At 43.2% G+C, this 17,469-nt stretch carries 11 protein-coding genes; 6 read left to right on the top strand and 5 right to left on the bottom strand.

Annotation, left to right across the window (positions count from 1 at the left end; translation table 11 throughout):
• The first annotated feature begins 117 nt into the window (after positions 1 to 117).
• Positions 118 to 471, top strand: coding sequence for a hypothetical protein (locus N0824_RS21280; RefSeq protein WP_233256379.1), 354 nt, complete (start codon positions 118 to 120; stop codon positions 469 to 471).
• Positions 472 to 674: 203 nt separating this feature from the next.
• Here N0824_RS21280 and N0824_RS07515 read toward each other — a convergent pair whose 3' ends face one another.
• Entirely contained in the window at positions 675 to 869 is a 195-nt protein-coding gene (locus N0824_RS07515; protein WP_071839409.1) for a hypothetical protein, read from the bottom strand.
• A gap of 50 nt (positions 870 to 919) precedes the next feature.
• Between N0824_RS07515 and N0824_RS07510 the strand changes: the two genes are divergently transcribed.
• The 3 genes from N0824_RS07510 to N0824_RS07500 all read left to right on the top strand — a co-directional run bounded on the left by N0824_RS07510 (position 920) and on the right by N0824_RS07500 (position 10,510).
• Positions 920 to 2,254, top strand: coding sequence for an AAA-like domain-containing protein (locus N0824_RS07510; protein WP_108936313.1), 1,335 nt, complete (start codon positions 920 to 922; stop codon positions 2,252 to 2,254).
• 274 nt (positions 2,255 to 2,528) lie between these two features.
• A complete protein-coding gene (locus N0824_RS07505) occupies positions 2,529 to 4,361 on the top strand; it encodes a carotenoid oxygenase family protein (protein ID WP_108936312.1) in 1,833 nt (610 codons plus the stop codon).
• On the top strand, positions 4,358 to 10,510 hold the full coding sequence (locus N0824_RS07500; RefSeq protein WP_108936311.1) for an AAA family ATPase: 6,153 nt from the start codon (positions 4,358 to 4,360) through the stop codon (positions 10,508 to 10,510). Before N0824_RS07505 ends, N0824_RS07500 begins: the two co-directional genes overlap by 4 nt.
• Here the strand turns inward: N0824_RS07500 and N0824_RS07495 are convergent.
• On the bottom strand, positions 10,502 to 12,571 hold the full coding sequence (locus N0824_RS07495; protein WP_108936310.1) for a thioredoxin domain-containing protein: 2,070 nt from the start codon (positions 12,569 to 12,571) through the stop codon (positions 10,502 to 10,504). The two genes, N0824_RS07500 and N0824_RS07495, sit on opposite strands and share 9 nt — an antisense overlap.
• A gap of 78 nt (positions 12,572 to 12,649) precedes the next feature.
• Here N0824_RS07495 and N0824_RS07490 point away from each other — a divergent pair, with 78 nt between their 5' ends.
• A complete protein-coding gene (locus N0824_RS07490) occupies positions 12,650 to 13,258 on the top strand; it encodes a chromophore lyase CpcT/CpeT (protein ID WP_108936309.1) in 609 nt (202 codons plus the stop codon).
• On the opposite strand, the gene hemB is transcribed toward N0824_RS07490, so the two are convergent.
• The 3 genes from hemB to def form a co-directional block, all read right to left on the bottom strand.
• On the bottom strand, positions 13,255 to 14,235 hold the full coding sequence (gene hemB / locus N0824_RS07485) for a porphobilinogen synthase (RefSeq protein ID WP_002789044.1): 981 nt from the start codon (positions 14,233 to 14,235) through the stop codon (positions 13,255 to 13,257). The two genes, N0824_RS07490 and hemB, sit on opposite strands and share 4 nt — an antisense overlap.
• 116 nt (positions 14,236 to 14,351) lie before the next feature.
• Positions 14,352 to 15,008 (bottom strand): GTP cyclohydrolase I FolE, encoded by a 657-nt coding sequence (gene folE / locus N0824_RS07480; RefSeq protein ID WP_108936308.1) that lies wholly within the window; start codon positions 15,006 to 15,008, stop codon positions 14,352 to 14,354.
• 423 nt (positions 15,009 to 15,431) lie between these two features.
• On the bottom strand, positions 15,432 to 16,010 hold the full coding sequence (def, locus tag N0824_RS07475; RefSeq protein ID WP_108936307.1) for a peptide deformylase: 579 nt from the start codon (positions 16,008 to 16,010) through the stop codon (positions 15,432 to 15,434).
• An 84-nt stretch (positions 16,011 to 16,094) separates the two neighbouring features.
• On the opposite strand from def, the gene dnaA reads away from it, so the two are divergent.
• Positions 16,095 to 17,429: a chromosomal replication initiator protein DnaA gene (dnaA, locus tag N0824_RS07470; RefSeq protein ID WP_108936306.1), complete on the top strand. Its 1,335-nt coding sequence runs from the start codon at positions 16,095 to 16,097 to the stop codon at positions 17,427 to 17,429.
• Positions 17,430 to 17,469: the final 40 nt, after the last annotated feature.

Raw genomic sequence — 17,469 nt, 5'->3', positions numbered from 1 at the left:
CATTGTGGCTATTGATTAGATTAATTTCTTTTTTAACTCTTTGACCATTATAACCTCGGACATCAGCTTGTCTCTTCACAGTAGCACTGTAGTAACCCACCGCATATTAGAAAATTGATGGTGCGTTACACGCGCGTTTTCGCACCCTACGGCGATGGCGAGCGCACTGTTTACTGTTTACTATCCACTGAAAAAAACTTCCATCAACAGTGTCTCACTGTTTACTGTTTACTGTTTACTGAAAATACTCCTCAACTCCCACTCGGCAATAACTACTGGCAGCCAGAAATACGTTGGGTACATATCATACTTTGTGCTTTTTGTCAAAAAAACTTTTTTTTTGCAATAAAACTACACAAAAAAAAGATCATCGTTGTGGGTGAAATTGACTCATTTACCTGTCTTAGTTGGGATTACCTTCTAGGTATGGCAAGGGTTTCAACCTTTGCTGCCCAAAAAAGCACAGAATAACCGACTATGAAATTCTATCAAATCGCTGTAACCATTGCAACATCGTTGTTAAATAAAAATCTTTCTCAATTAATTCTTAAGAATTTGTAAATATTGCGAAATGTTAATTTAAATATTCTCAAGTTTTTGGAGTCAATATATAATTTTTACTTATCTTTTTTAAAAAATACAACTCCTGCAAAAATCCAACATCTACCATTGGGTTAGAATTCAGAAGTCAGGAGACAGAATTCAGGAGTCAGGAGATTATTTTTATGGTTCTTCGTTACTTGGTATGGTTTGATCGGGTGGCATAAATCGACTAAATCCTTATCTGGCAAGAGACTTAATTGATTAGTTCGTTCTAGATAGAAAACAATTGACAAAAATTGCATAGCACCAACCGAAGAACCATTCATAATTCATAATTCATAATTCATAATTCATAATTCATAATTCCCCACTTCTTATGAAGGATTCCATGTCGGACTATCTAAGAGTACAACAACACTGCCTCAATCAAGTTAAATTAGCCGTGAAAAAGCAGGGCTTTAGCAGTCAGCGATCCTTGGCCAAAGAAGCTGAATTTAGTCTGGCTACTGTCAGTAACTTCCTGACTGGTAAACCAGTAGAACAAGCCACTTTTGCACAAATTTGTCGTCGATTATGCCTCGACTGGCAAGAAATAGCCGCCCTGAATTTTCAGCTAAAAACACCCCCTCAAGACAAAATTCCGGTTAATTCGGCAGCCAAGAGCGAAAAATTAGACACATTGCCCCCCTATCCTAATGGGGCAGTACCCCTTGGTTCCCCATTTTATTTAGAACGTCTTCCCCTCGAAGAACAGATAAGGCAGGAAATCAAGAAACCGGGGGCTTTAGTGCGGATAAAAGCTCCCAAAGAAATGGGCAAAACTTCCCTACTTTTGAGAATGCTCGATTTTGCTAAACAGCAAGGCTACCGCACGGTGAGTTTGAACTTAGAACAGGTGGACCAGACGATTTTGGCTGATTTAAACCAATTTTTGCGCTGGTTGTGTGCCAATGCCGCCCGTCAACTACAGTTAAAACCGCAATTAGATGAGTATTGGGATGAGGATTTAGGCAGCAAGATTAGCTGTACGGTTTACATTCAAGACTATCTCCTGGAATCGATTACCGCCCCCATTGTCCTCGCCCTTGATGAACTTAATCAGATTTTTGAACATCCCCAAGTGGCCAAGGATTTTTTACCGCTGCTGCGTTCTTGGTACGAGGAAGCCAAAACCCTACCTATCTGGCAAAAACTCCGTCTTATCGTCGTCCATTCCACGGAAATTTATGTTCCCCTGCAGCTCAATCAATCCCCCTTTAACGTCGGATTCCCCGCACAGCTAAGTCATTTTAGTCTTGAGGAAGTATTGCAATTAGCCCAACGTTATCAACTCACCTGGGAAAATCAGGAAAAAGTCAAACAATTGATGGAGTTAGTGGGAGGACACCCAGCTTTGGTACAAACTGCCCTCTACTATCTCAGTCGGGAGGAAATAACCATGACGCAAATATTAACCAGTGCCACCTCCGTCACGGGGATTTATGCCCATCACCTGCGGCGCCATTGGGCGGTATTAGAACAACAGCCTGAACTAGCAAAAGCCCTCGATCGGGTGATGAGCGCCATGGAAGCAGTACAATTAGACCCAATTCTCGCTTACAAACTCAGCAGTATGGGGCTACTCAAACAATCGGGAGATAAAGTAGTACCAGGCTATGAATTGTATCGACGCTATTTTTTAGAGGTGAAATCCTCTATCAGTTATCAGTAAACAGTTATCAGTTATCAGTGAGGGTGTGGGGTGTGGGGTGTGGGGTGTGGGGTGTGGGGGGAGTGGGAATTATGAATTATGAATTATGAATTATGAATTATGAATTGGGGAGGTGGGGAAGTGGGGAAATTGAACTAAAACCCCAAAACCCCAACACCCCAACACCTAAAACCTGTCTCCTGGCTCCTAAATACTGGCTCCCGACTCCTATCTCCTGACGACCGACGACTGGCTACTAACCCCACCAACAAACTTTTTGCCGCAAACCCTACTTATGAATATGTCAATCAAAGATACTGTCCAAAATACTGTCAACGTTAGGAATTTTAGTCGCTCGCAACTCGGTCAACCGGATGAGAACAATTTATATAAGGCAGTCGCCACAATTACCGAGGGACATTGGCCAGAAAATCTGTCGGGATACGTTTTTATAGTCTGTCCTTTTCATAGAAAAAATGACCGTCATTTGTTCTCTGGCGAGGGTGTAATTATTAGATGGGACTTGCAAGGGAAAAATAATCAAGTTAACGTTCACAGTAAAAAACTAAAAACTTGGGATAGTTTTTGGCGAAAAGTTTTACCAATATTTAATATTAGTCAAGCCACTTTTCCCGCCGTGGTCAGCATTTTAGGTGCTTCGGAAATAGCGAATACTGCTATGGTTAAACTAGAAAAAGTTGCCGAAGATAAACAACTAGAAGAAACCAGATTAATTCTCACCGCCGATGCTGGACGTTACTGGGAAGTGGATTCCGTTTCCCTTGATACTATCACTCCGATTGGTTATTTTGACCAACATATTGTTTCCGTGCCTTTGTCTGTTTTCCCAGTCCTAGAAAATACCGCTCATCCCTTCTACGACAAAAAGACCCAAGAATTTATCACCTGTGAATTAAAGCTAAAACTTGTATCGGGTGGTATGTTAAAAGATTTAGATAAATCGGTGTATATTGTGCTTTGGGATCAACAAAAAAAACTTAAACCCTGGAAACTACAGGGAACTATCCTTGATGGTAGTCCCCATTCGGTCATCGTCACCGAAGATTATATCATGATTCCCGATATGCCCTTTCAGATGGGAGTAGCCAAACTATTAGGTATCAGAATTAAGCCAGAAGAAACCTATCCGAAAACTCAAATTTATCTAGTTAAACGTCAAGATCTCAAGGAAGAAGAAACCACCGTTCCCTCGCGATTAATTACCTTCAATGGCGACAGTTATCACTTCCTTTGTAGTTACTATAGTACCAACGGTCAAATTCAGATTGTGGCCATCCAAAATGCCACTATTAGTTTAACCGAAGCGATCGAAAAAGACGATATCCAACATTTTACCGGTCAGGGTTATCCCCCCGAATACCACGGCATCCCCTGGATGTTTTCCTTTGATGTCGGAGTGCTGCGCAAAGTGGTTATCGAAGATGCCAGGGTGATGAGCGAACAAGCTTTCATCCATCCAGGTTGGTTCTGTACCAGTCTCTACACCGCCGACCCGAGGGAATCGGAACAGGGATACAGTGCCGTTTATCAAATTTATCTCGGTTATGTGCGCGAATTAATTTGTCGTCGTCAGTATATGGATTGTCGCGACCAAAGCAATCGCATCCTCAGGGATGCCGAACTTCCCTGTCATGACTTGCCCTCGGTATTAGCCAAGGTTCCTTTTAACCAAGATTGGAATCAGTTAACTGAACAGATTAGCCAAGAAAAAAATGCCAGTGATACTCATGTATCACATTTAGGTCGGGAACTACTGGATTTTTATGTTTGTCCCGATGGCTATATTTTAGATAGCATTCAGTTTATTCCCCAAGAACAGGCCTATCTATTTACGACGGTTTTAACCCCGACCAAAGTATTAGAAGCTTGGTTATTTAACCCTGACAATCTCAAGGACGGACCGATTGCTAAACTGAGTTTGCCGGAAGATGTTCACTTTGGTTTGACCTTGCATTCTGAGTATTTCGAGCAGGTACTACCTTCTCCCCGTCCTTCCGTCTCACAGGTAAATCGATTTCTGTCAGCCTTGCGAAGTCTTGTTTTAGTTCCCGTAGAATTTTTCTTGGGGAGACCCGCAGCCGTTTACAATCGCCAAGTAAAAAAATGATTGTTCTCAAAGGATACGACATTCTCGCCCAGGTTTACGAAAGCGTTAACTCAGAAGTCTATCGGGCGATTCGCACCGCCGATAATCAACCGGTTATCCTCAAAATCCTCAAGCAAGAATATCCCACCACCCAAGAACTAACCCACTACAAACAGGAGTATAAAACCATCTGCGGTCTGAACTTCGAGGGGGCGATTAAAGCCTATGGTTTAGAAACCTACCGCAGAACTCCCGTGATTATTTTGGAAGATTTCGGTGGTATATCCTTAAAAAAATGGCTAGGGGGCAAACCTCTGGCCTTAAGGGACTTTTTGAGCCTTGCACTCCGAATAGTGGCTAATTTAGAGAAAATTCACAACGCCAAGGTTATTCACAAAGATATTAATCCTGCCAATATAGTTCTTAACCCCGAAACCGGAGAGATTAAAATCATCGATTTTGGCATTGCCAGCGTCCTGCGGCGGGAAAATCCCGGGCTAAAAAATCCCAACGTCCTGGAGGGGACTTTAGCCTATATTTCTCCCGAACAAACCGGACGGATGAATCGCAGTCTCGATTACCGCACGGATTTTTATTCTTTGGGCGTTAGCTTCTACGAACTTCTCACCGGACAATTACCTTTTCGGGCTAACGATGCTTTGGAATTAGTTCACTGTCATCTGGCAAAACAACCTTTGGAGATTAATAGTCTCGTCAGGGAGGAAATTCCCCCAGTGGTGGAGGCAATCATCATGAAACTGATGGCTAAAACCCCCGAGGAACGATACCAAAGTGCCTACGGTATTCGGGCAGATTTAGAAGAATGTTTAAGACAACTAGAAAAAACGGGTAAAATTGAGGATTTTGTCATCGCTAGGCAAGATCTAGCCAATCAGTTCCAAATTCCCCAAAAACTCTACGGTAGGGAGGCAGAAATCGCCACTCTCCTCACTGCTTTTCAACGGGTAGCCACGGCGAGTAAAAACTCCTCTCACACCGAACTGATGCTAGTTACGGGTTATTCTGGCATGGGTAAAACCACCTTGGTTAGGGAAATTTATCAGCCAATTACTGAAAAACGCGGCTTTTTTATCTCCGGTAAATTTGACCAGTTTCAGCGCGATATTCCCTATGCTGCCGTGATTAGCGCTTTGACTCATCTCGTCAAGCAACTTTTGGGGGAAAGTCAGCTACAACTGGAACTATGGCGACAAAAACTCCTCAAGTCTTTGGGGGCGAATGCACGGGTTATTATTGATGTGATTCCCCAACTAGAATTAATTATCGGTCCGCAACCAGAGGTGTTACAATTAGGAGCGATCGCTACTCAAAATCGCTTTAATTTAGTCTTTAAAAATTTTATTCGGGTCTTTTGTTCCCCAGAACATCCCTTAGTCATCTTTCTCGATGATTTGCAATGGGCAGACTTGGCTAGTCTCCAGTTAATAGAATTAATTATGCTCGATGGCGATATGGACTATTTATTTTTAATTGGCTCCTATCGCAGTAATGAAATTAATTCCACTCATCCCCTAACCGCTACCCTGGATAAATTAGAGCAGGGGGGCATAATTATCAATCAAGTTATTTTAAAACCTCTGGGGCTTGAACAGGTCAATCAGTTGATTGCTGACACCTTAAACCATTCACTGGAATATGTGCAATCTTTGTCCACTTTAGTCTGGCAAAAAACCCACGGTAATCCTTTTTTTGTCAATGAATTTCTCAAAACTATCTACTGGGAAAATTTGCTATTTTTCCAACTGGAGCAGGAAACAACTACTAAAAGCGACAATAATAGGGGCTATTGGCGATGGCATCTCGGCCAAATTCAAAGGATTGGCAGTACCGATAATCTGATTCAATTCATGGTCGGTAAAATGCAGAAATTACCGCCCGAAACCCAGGAGGTTTTAAGTTTAGCCGCTTGTTTTGGAGCAGAGTTTAATTTATATAGTCTGGCGGTTATCTCTGAAAAATCACCTCTAAAAATTTTACCAATTTTAACTTCTAGTAGCGAAGCTGGTTTAATTATTCCTCTCTCAGAATTAGATGAAAAATTACTGATTAAAGAATATAAATTTGCTCATGACCGCATTCAACAAGGAGCTTACGCTCTCATCGAAGACAGCAAAAAATCTTTAATTCATTTAAAAATTGGTCGCCTACTTTGGCAGCATACTTCTGTCAACGAATTATCGGAAAAAAATTTTAAAATAGTCGATCATTTCAATCTTGGTTATCAACTAATTAGCGAGGAAAAAGAACGAGAGTTAGTGGCTAACTTGAATTTATTAGCAGCCCAAAAAGCCAAAGCCGCTAATGCCCAAACTGGAGCCTTAAAATACATTAAAATCGCTCAAAAACTTCTCAAAAAATCAAGCTGGAAAAATAACTATCAAATGACTTTAAATATTTATTCTGAAGCCACAGAAATTGCCTATTTAAGTGGGAATTTTGAGCAGATGCAGTGCTGGGCTAATCTCGTATTAAAACAGGCAAAAACCACCCTAGATAAAATCAAAGTTTATGAAGTAATCATCGAAGCTTATCACGCCCAAAATCAAGAAATAAAAGCGGTACAAATTGGCTTATCTGTCCTAAAAAGCTTAGATTTCGAGATTCCTGAATCCTTACAATCATCAGATATACAGGAAGAACTCACTAAAACTAGGCAAAAATTAGCGGGTAAAAATATCGAAGATTTAAGTAATTTGCCGCCGATAAATGAGGAAGAAAAATTAGCAATAATGAAGATAGCAAGTGCTATATTTTCTCCTATTTTTATTGCCGCTCCTCATCTTTTACCCATCCTAGTATCAAAACAGGTTAACTTATCAATTCAGTACGGCAATAGTTATCTAGCGGCCTTTACTTATGTTAATTATGGCTTAATTCTTTGTGGTCTTTTAGAAGATTGGGAAACGGGTTATCAATTTGGAAAATTGGCTTTAAACATTGCCGATAAATTTCATGCCAAAGCCCTGATGCCGAAAATAATTGCCGTCTTTTCCACCACTATTAGTATCTGGAAAGAACCGATTAAAAATTCCCTGTCCTTGTTAAAATCTTCCTATCAAACCGGTTTAGAAATGGGGGATCTCTACTACGGAACGATCTGCGCCTATCTTTACTGTTTTCATTCCGCTTTTATCGGACAGGAATTAACCGAATTAGCTGGAGAAATAGCTAACTATGATCTGGCTTTTGTTAAGCTCAAACAAGAAAACCCCCGCAACTATCTAAAAATCTACGGACAAACAGTTTTAAATCTGCTGGGACGCTCGGAAAATCCCGGTCTTTTAGAAGGACAATACTATCAAGAAACTGTTATGTTACCGTACCATCTAGAGGCTAATGATCTCTACGGTCTCTGTGCTTTATTTGTCAATAAATTATACCTTTGTTATCTATTTGGACAGTACAAACAAGCCATTAAAAATGCTAATCAAGCCCAAAATTATCTAGGAGGAGCTACCGCCACTTTCTTGATTTCTCTGCATAACTTTTATGATTCTCTCGCCCATTTAGCTATTTATAATCATCTGGACAATGACCAAAAACAGCAGGCCTTAGAACGAGTGACGAATAATCAGAAAAAGCTGCGGGAATGGGCCAATCAAGCACCCTCTAACTATCTCCATAAATTTTATTTAGTGCAAGCGGAAAAAGACCGGGTGCAGCAATCCTATCTAGAAGCCATAGAAAACTACGATCTAGCCATCGCTAAAGCCAAGGAAAATGAATACATTAATGAAGAGGCACTGGCTAACGAACTAGCGGCGAAATTCTATCTCGATTGGGGTAAAGTAAAAATTGCCAAAACCTACATCAATGAAGCTGCTTATCTCTATTCTCTTTGGGGAGCAACAGCTAAAGTCAAAGACATAGAAAGCCGCTATTCTCAGTTAATGGTCAATAATTATGGTTCCAATTCCCTGACCGAAACTAGGAGAACTACCACCAGAAAAAATTCAGTTAGTCATTCGGGAGAACTGTTAGATTTAGCCACGATTATGAAGGCATCCCAAGCGATTTCTAGCGAGATAGTTTTAGATCAATTACTCGCCACCCTGATGAAAATTCTCATCGAAAATGCGGGGGCGCAGCTGGGCTATCTTATCCTAGAAAGCGGCGGACAATTATCGATCGAGGCCTCCGGTTCAGTGCAGCAAGATGGGGTGACAGTCTTTAAATCTAATGCGATCGAAGAACATCTTCCCGTCTCAATTATTAACTATGTAGCCCGGAGCGGTCAAACCGTTCTTAATAACGATGCCGCCCATCAGGGCAGTTTCAGCAACGATCCCTATATTAAAACCCATCAAACCAAATCGCTGCTCTGTTCCCCCCTCCTCGACCAAGGACAACTGCGGGGAATTGTCTATCTAGAAAATAATCTCACCGTCGGGGCTTTTACCCAAGAAAGATTGGAAGTGCTGCAACTGCTCTCCAGCCAAGCAGCGATCGCAATTACTAACGCCAAACTCTACGCTGAAATCAAAGCCAAACAGAGACAACTAGCGCAATTTTTAGAAGCCATGCCGGTGGGGGTATTCGTCCTCGATGCTGGCAGTCAACCCTATTATGCCAATCAAACCGCCCAGGAGATTTTAGGAAAAGGGATAGTTAATATCACCACGGCTAATCAGTTGGGGAAAACCTATCAGTTATATCAAGCAGGAACCGATCGATTGTATCCCACCGAAGACCAGCCGATTGTCCGGGCCTTAAGGGGGGAAAAAAACACGATGGATGATCTAGAAATTCACCAAGGAGAGAAGATTATTCCCCTAGAAGTGTATGCCACGCCCGTTTTTGACGAAAAAGGAGCAATTATCTATGCGATCACCGCTTTTACCGATATTACCGAACGAAAACAGGCAGAAGCGGAACGGATTCGCTTTACCGAAGAATTAGCCGAGTATAGCCGCACCCTAGAAGAGAAAGTGCAGGAGCGCACCCTGGAACTCAGCCAAACCCTAGAAATTCTCAAAGCCACCCAAGCAGAATTACTGTTTGAAAATGAACTGCTCAGAAGTACCGAAGAATCTAGCACCTTTGACTACCAAGTGGGGGGCAGTTTACCCATGGATGCCCCCACCTACGTGGTTCGCGCCGCCGACCGTTATCTCTATAAAGCCCTCAAACGCGGCGATTTTTGCTATGTCCTCAATCCCCGTCAAATGGGCAAGTCTAGTTTAATGGTACGCATGATCGATCACCTCCAACACGAGGGTATCTGTTGCGCTCCCATTGATTTAACCCGTATCGGCAGCGAAAATGTCACTCCTGACCAATGGTACAAGGGGATAGCCTTCGAGTTAGGACGACGTTTTGGCCTGCTCAAAAGGGTCAATCTCAAAGCTTGGTGGCAAGAACGGGAAGATGTCTCGGCAGTGCAGCGCTTGGGCGAATTTATCGAAGAGGTGTTATTGCTGGAAGTGGGGATAGTGGAAGGTTCTCCCCCGAAACCGATCATAATTTTTATCGATGAAATTGATAGCGTTTTGGGCTTAAATTTCGCGGTTAATGACTTTTTTGCCCTGATTCGTTCCTGCTATAACCAGCGTGGCTTTAACCCGCTCTATCGGCGTTTGACCTTCGCTTTCTTCGGTGTTGTCACCCCCTCCGATTTAATTACCGACCACCAAATCACTCCTTTTAATATCGGTCATTCGATTCAATTGGAGGGTTTTAAGGAACACGAAGCCCAGCCTTTACTGCGCGGATTGGCCGAGAAATTTAGTAACCCGCAAACTGTCTTAAAAGAAGTCTTTGCTTGGACAAACGGTCAACCTTTTCTAACGCAAAAACTCTGTCAGTTAATTCGCACCGCCACCTCGTCGATTCCCCCCAATGGTGAGGCCCTCTGGATTGAGGACTTGGTACAGAAGAAGATCATTGACAATTGGGAGGCTCAGGATGAACCGGAACATCTGCGGACTATTCGCGATCGGCTCCTCAACAGTCATCGCTCCCAGTTGCTCCTGAGACTCTATGAACGGATTTTAAGGGAAAAGGAGGTAATTGCCGAGGATAGCCCCCCAGAAAAAGAGTTACTTTTATCGGGGTTAGTGATCAAAGATCAAGGCCGGCTGCGGGTTCATAATCCCATCTATCGGGCAATCTTTCACCTCCATTGGCTGGCCCAGGCAAAATCAACCTAACTCCCCCGTCATCACTCCGGCAATTTGTCGGTGCAACTGTTCTAAATTTTCCGCCGGTTCAAGGCAGCATAACCCTTGACAAATTAACCCAAATGTGCTAGGCGGCAAACTGGCATCGACGCGATACACCGCAGTGGGCAAATAGCGACCTAACAACGGCTCGATCGAGCTTTCCGGGGCCCGCAGACAGAAACCGTGACGATAGTGATCGAGGGCAACAAATAAACTGGGGCAAGCGGTGGGGGACTGTTCTAAGATGGTAGTAAAAGATTGCAAGGCCTTTTCGGCCCGATCGAGATATTCTAGATTTTCCGTCAATCGCGACAGACGCAATAAATTAGCGATCGCAATTCCGTTAGCCGAAGGAGTGGCATTATCCGTATAACCCCGTTCTCGCACGATCAGATCGAGACTATGATCGGAAGCGGTATTAAAATATCCCCCCTCATCCTCGGCCCAAAACCAGCGATCAAATTCCCCCTGTAGTTCGATAGCCGCCTCTAACCAGCCAGTTTCTTGGGGATTAGCCGTTTGCAAGTCCAGCAAAGCCTTAATAAAATAGGCAAAATCCTCCGATTGCGCCAAAACCGAGGCCTGACCCTGATAATTCAAGCGCTGAAAACGTCCATCTAACCACTGATGCTGGAGAATAAACTCGGCCGCGACCGTGGCCATTTGCCAGTACAAAGGTTCGCTAAAGACGGCAAAGGCCCGGGCTAAACCGGAAATCATCAAACTATTCCAAGCGACGATCATTTTCGTATCCGTTACCGCCGGAATTCGTCCCGGCCAAGAGACGGTTTTCGCCTCCTGATTGTCTCTGGCCGGAGGAAAAAGAGCTAATTGAGCCTGAGAACTGCCATAACGCCGAATAAATAACTTATCGAGCAGATTTTCTATCTCCTTCCCTAATTCTCCCCCTTGCCGACGTTGCAGCACATTACGACCCTCAAAATTCCCCTCGGCAGTGACGGTAAAATTAGCCTGCAGCAGCCCCAATTCCTCAGTCGAGAGATAATCCCTTAACTCTAAATCCGACCAGACATAAAAGGCCCCTTCCTCCGGTTCCCTATCCGTGGCCTTCTCAAAACTATCGGCATCTTGGGCCGCATAAAAATAACCTTCTGGGGCGGTCATTTCCCGTTTTAGCCAGTTAACCGTGCCTTTAATCCCTCTCTCAAAGGCCGCCTCTCGATTACCCGCACTCCACAAATTGGCTAAATATTCGACAATTTGCCCGTTATCGTAGAGCATTTTTTCAAAATGGGGAACTGTCCACGTCGAATCCACCGTATAACGATGGAATCCTCCCCCCACATGGTCATAGATTCCCCCCAGGGCCAGATCTTCCCCCCTTTGATAGGCCGCTTGCCGGAGGGAATCCTCAAAATCGTCACCAAAGCGACTGCCCTGCAAAGCCAGATGAGAATATGGAATCATCGGAAAACTGGGCCGACCGTAGTTATTGGGATTAACCCGAATCACCGCTGTATTTGTCTCGATTCCTGTGGCTAAAAGGGAAGGATCGGCTAAATTGGTCTCTGCTCGCGGTAAAATGGCCGATTGACGCAGTGCGCCCAGCATTTCGGCCGTGAATTTGCTTAATTTCTCCTTTTCCTCGTCATAATAGCGACGTACAGATTGCAACACTTGCAGAAAACCGGGCCGGTTAAAGCGCGGTTGCACGGGAAAATAGGTGCCACCATAGAAGGGAATTAAACTATCCGGTGTTAGGAAGACATTCAAAGGCCAACCCCCTTGACCGACCATCATCTGCAATGCTTGCATATAGATACTATCGATGTCCGGTCTTTCCTCGCGATCAACTTTGATCGGCAAAAAATACTGATTGAGATAATCGGCAATGGCCCGATCGGAAAAAGCTTCTCCTTCCATAACCGTACACCAATGACAGCTAGAATAACCGATCGAGAGAAAGATCGGTTTATCTTCTCTCCTGGCAATTTCTAGGGCGCTGTCACACCAATACCACCAATCGATCGGGTTTTCGGCGTGTTTTCGCAGGTAAAGACTTTCAGATTCAGCCAGATGATTAGCCATGGGAAAAGGGGTATTTTTGCGCTTGCTGCTTATTAGTTTAAGCTAATTAGAGACTAACCTAGAATCAAGCTTCCTCTCATGCTGAAAACTTCGATCACCCTAGGATTTTTTCTCACTCAATCTTTGTCCCTTAACCCGCAAGTGCAGGGGGTGGCTAATCATTTAATTGGGGTTATGGATACGACGCAACAAGCGCAGACTAACCCCCGCATTGCTAAGGTGCAAATGACCACCTGTGCCGTGAATTTTTCCCCGAAACAGGATAGTATTTATCTTTATCAGGAACAGGCGATTATCGATCGCTTAAATCAACCCTATCGTCAAAGAATTTTAGTCATTCAACCTAGCCCCGATAATTCCACTGTGGAATCAAAAGCTTATAAGTTAAATAATGCCGCCAACTTTATTAATTTTTGTAACAAAGACTTGACAGAGAGAAAATTAAATGTATCAGATTTGGCCGAGTCGGTGTGTACTGTGTTTTTAAAACCGATAGCGGGGGGTTATCGGGGAGAAACTCCCCCCCAGGGTTGTCCCACTAATGCCAGAGGTGCGGTGAAAATAACTAATACAATTATTCTACATTCCCAGGGCATGGATACCAGCGATCGAGGTTATGATAGCCTTGGTCGGCAGGTATGGGGAGCGCAGGATAATTTCTATCAATTTCGCTGGCAAAAACCCTAAAATCGGCTTTCCTGTTTCATTAATGCCACATCGAGAGCAAAATAGGTCAAAATCAAATCGGCCCCCGCTCGTTTCATACTGGTTAAAGTTTCCAAAATCAGGCTTTTTTCGTCAATCCAGCCCTGTTTTGCCGCCGCTTTAATCATTGCGTATTCACCACTGACGTTGTAAGCGGCGACGGGAAGATGACTACTATCGCGCAGACGACGGATAATATCGAGGTAGGCAAGAGCGGGCTTAACCATAATAATATCTGCCCCTTCTGTTATGTCTAAACTGGCTTCCCGTAAGGCTTCCCGACTATTAGCCCCATCCATTTGATAGGTTTTCTTATCACCAAATTTTGGCGCTGATTCTAAGGCATCTCGGAAGGGACCATAATAAGCAGAGGCATATTTAGCCGTATAAGCGAGAATTCCCACATCTAAATAGCCAGCCGCATCTAAAGCTCGACGGATCGCCCCAACCCTACCATCCATCATATCGGAAGGGGCGACGAAATTAGCCCCGGCTGCCGCTTGTGAGAGCGACATTTTCACTAAAACTTCTAGGGTTTCATCGTTGAGAATTTTCCCGTCCTCCACAATACCATCATGACCATAAATCGAAAAAGGATCGAGGGCAACATCGGTGATAATAATTATTTCAGGGACTTCTTTTTTGATCGCTTTCACCGCCCTTGGCACTAAACCATCGGGATTATAACTTTCTCTGCCGAAATTATCTTTTTTATCTTCGGCAATCAAGGGGAAAAGAGCGATGGCATTAATGCCTAAGTTATAAGCATTAACCACTTCTTTGAGCAATAAATCGAGGGAATAACGATAACAATCGGGCATAGAAGGAATAGCCACCTTTTGATTTTCTCCCTCCATAATAAAGAGGGGATAAATCAAGTCATTAACGGTTAATTCGGTTTCACGAACAAGACGGCGAATCGCTGGAGTATAACGAAGACGACGGGGACGAATCAGCATGATAACAGCGAGTTAAAAATAAAAAGTAAACAGTAAATAGCTGGTTTTGCTCTGGTTTTTTGCTTAGGAAAAAACCGGGGATAGGACGATCAAATAATCCCGATCCCCCTGAGTAATTAGTGAAAATCGGGACTATGACGAATCAAACTCATAAACTCTTGACGAGTCTTAGCAGAATCGGCAAAAATACCGCGCACGGCACTCGTAGAAGTCCAAGAACCGGATTTTTCAACCCCGCGCATTACCATACACATATGAGTCGCTTCAATCACCACAGCCACCCCTTGAGGTTGCAGTAATCCCTGCAAAGCATCGGCAATTTGTGCGGTTAAACGTTCCTGTACTTGCAGTCGTCTGGCGTACATTTCACAGATGCGGGCAATTTTCGATAAACCGATCACTTTCCCGTTAGGAATATAGGCAACATGAGCGCGGCCGATAATTGGTAAAATATGGTGTTCACAGGAGCTAAAAATATCGATGTCTCGGATTAAAACCATCTCGTTAGCATCCTCGTGAAAAACTGCCCCATTCAGCAATTCATCCAGGGATTGCTGATAACCGGAAGTGAGAAATTTTAGGGCTTTTACTACTCGTTTTGGAGTGTCTCGTAAACCTTCGCGATCGGGATCTTCTCCTAATCCTAACAGCAGTGTTCTTACCGCTTGCATCATCTCGGCTTCCGATACCGGCGATTTAGGTTCGGTAATCACTTCGGGAAAGTGATTGTAGTCATCATTGTCGAAAATTGCTTTGGATTTAGCTAAGGTCATAGATATTTTTACAGACTGCAATAGTTAATTGATCGGCCAAGTTTTCTGATTTTACCAATGTCAATAAATACCCTTTGCTAGAGTATTTATTTTTCTGGGCATCTAGACGATAACTAATGAAAGCTATCGGGTTATTCCCTCATCTTTGGGGTTATCTCCGTGGCGAAAATTGGAAAAATTGATTTTCCTAGTCACCGAAAAAGTCTTGAGTATCTCCCTAGTTAATTGAGGGTAGAATTCCAGAACACAATTAGTTTATTTTGTCAAGTAGTTCATTTGTTTGCTTGGGTGTTCTACATAGAATGATAATCGTTATCATTTTAACAAAAAAATTAGATTTACCAACAAAAATTTTGTCGCCAGATAAAATATTCCCGTTAGGTTATTTAACTTATTTTGAAGAGATAGGCAGATTTTGCGATTTTATCGCTTATATTCAGCAATATTCCTGATTTTTTGGTATTCTTCCTCCGAGTATAAATCCGCCGGAGAAGCAAGGCGATCGAGAAAGAGGATTCCTTCCAGATGATCGTATTCGTGTTGAAAGATACGCGCGACAAAATCCCTGAAAACTTGACGGATTTCGCCACCATTGCGATCATAATAGGCCACCTCAATCCACTGATGACGGGGGACAAAACCGCGCCAATTGGGGACACTGAGACAACCTTCCCAACCCTTGACCATTTCCTCGCTCACCTGCAAAATACGCGGATTAATCATGGCAGTGGGTGACATGATCGGAGCGTCGGGATAACGAGGATTGGGACCAGAAGCAACGATAAACAGACGCAGAGACCGAGCAACTTGGGGCGCGGCGATTCCTACCCCGTGGGCAGCTTGTACGGTGGTAATCAGGGAATCGATCAAATTTTGACAGTCAGAATCGAGAAGATTATCGATCTCCGGTGCTTTTTGCTGTAGAATTGGATTTCCTAATTGGGTGATCGTTAAAACTTGTGTCATCTGTATAAAGATTAATTGTTTCCCTCTGAAAATCATTTTATCTTGAGCGGCAAAATCTCGCTAAACTGATAAGGTTTCCCCACAGCAGCACTAGAGCAACTTTGTTAATCAAAATTAATCGTGGATAGCAGCGCCCAACAACTTTGGCATAATCTCCTAGAGCGTCTAAAATTACTATTAACCCGTCCCGCTTTCGAGACTTGGTTTCAAACGGCGACGGTTAAAGAATGGCAAAACGATCGCTTAGTAATTCAGGCTGCCAATCCTTTTATTCTTAACCATCTTCAGAAAAATTATCTGTCAACAATTGCTGAAGTAGTGGAGGATATCGTCGGTTATCCAGTCGAGATTCAACTAACGGCACAACAGGGGGATTTGATCGCTATTTTCCAGCCTAACAGTAGCTTAGAATTAGAATTATCTCCCAGTAATCAACTTAACCCTAAATATAATTTTTCCCGTTTTGTTGTCGGTCCAACTAATCGCATGGCCCACGCGGCTGCTTTAGCGGTCGCGGAATTACCCGGAAGGGAATTTAACCCGCTTTTTCTCTGTGGTGGGGTGGGATTAGGTAAAACCCATTTGATGCAAGCGATCGGTCATTATCGTCTAGAATTATATCCCCAATCCAAGGTTTTTTATGTATCGACAGAACAATTTACGAATGATTTAATCACCGCTATCCGTCAAGATAGTATGGAAAGTTTTCGTAATCATTATCGTCATGCCGATATATTATTAGTGGATGATCTGCAATTTATTGAAGGAAAAGAATACACTCAAGAAGAATTTTTTCATACCTTTAATACCCTGCACGAAGCTGGAAAACAGGTGGTTTTAGCCTCCGATCGCTTGCCCAAACAGATTCCCAGTTTACAGGATCGTTTAATTTCTCGCTTTTCTATGGGATTAGTCGCCGATATCCAAGCACCAGATATCGAAACTCGTATGGCAATTTTACAAAAAAAGGCCGAGTACGAAAATCTGCGTCTCCCAAGAGAAGTTATCGAATATATTGCCGTTAATTATACTTCTAATATTCGCGAATTAGAGGGGGCATTAATCCGAGCTACTACTTATATTTCTATCTCTGGATTGCCGATGACGGTAGAAAATATCGCGCCAGTTTTAAATCCACCAATGGCCAAAATTGCCACTTCTCCTGAGATTATTATGGCGGTAGTAGCGGAAAAATTTCAACTCTCGATCGCTGATCTAAAGGGAAATTCCCGCCGGCGAGAAATTAGTTTTGCCCGACAGATTGGGATGTATTTGATGCGTCAACACACGGATTTAAGCTTACCGCGCATTGGCGAAGAATTTGGCGGCAAAGATCACACCACCGTTATTTATAGCTGTGATAAAATCAACCTTTCCCAGCATCAAGATCGACAATTACAAGACATCTTAGCCCAACTAATCGAGCGAATTAACTCCCTCAGTCGCAATCAGTAGTCGGGGGTAATTATGAATGATGACTTGGGGAGATGGGGAG

It is taken from the genome of Microcystis sp. 0824, assembly GCF_003112475.1.
Lineage (GTDB): Bacteria > Cyanobacteriota > Cyanobacteriia > Cyanobacteriales > Microcystaceae > Microcystis > Microcystis aeruginosa_C.
This window is presented reverse-complemented; position numbering and strand designations above follow the sequence as displayed.

Bases quoted from the DNA above. Each gene is read 5' to 3' on its own strand.
- N0824_RS07515 (WP_071839409.1), bottom strand. From the start codon at position 869: ATGAATGGTTCTTCGGTTGGTGCTATGCAATTTTTGTCAATTGTTTTC.
- N0824_RS07500 (WP_108936311.1), top strand. From the start codon at position 4,358: ATGATTGTTCTCAAAGGATACGACATTCTCGCCCAGGTTTACGAAAGC.
- N0824_RS07505 (WP_108936312.1), top strand. From the start codon at position 2,529: ATGAATATGTCAATCAAAGATACTGTCCAAAATACTGTCAACGTTAGG.
- N0824_RS21280 (WP_233256379.1), top strand. From the start codon at position 118: ATGGTGCGTTACACGCGCGTTTTCGCACCCTACGGCGATGGCGAGCGC.
- N0824_RS07495 (WP_108936310.1), bottom strand. From the start codon at position 12,571: ATGGCTAATCATCTGGCTGAATCTGAAAGTCTTTACCTGCGAAAACAC.
- folE (WP_108936308.1), bottom strand. From the start codon at position 15,008: ATGACCTTAGCTAAATCCAAAGCAATTTTCGACAATGATGACTACAAT.
- hemB (WP_002789044.1), bottom strand. From the start codon at position 14,235: ATGCTGATTCGTCCCCGTCGTCTTCGTTATACTCCAGCGATTCGCCGT.
- def (WP_108936307.1), bottom strand. From the start codon at position 16,010: ATGATTTTCAGAGGGAAACAATTAATCTTTATACAGATGACACAAGTT.
- N0824_RS07510 (WP_108936313.1), top strand. From the start codon at position 920: ATGAAGGATTCCATGTCGGACTATCTAAGAGTACAACAACACTGCCTC.
- N0824_RS07490 (WP_108936309.1), top strand. From the start codon at position 12,650: ATGCTGAAAACTTCGATCACCCTAGGATTTTTTCTCACTCAATCTTTG.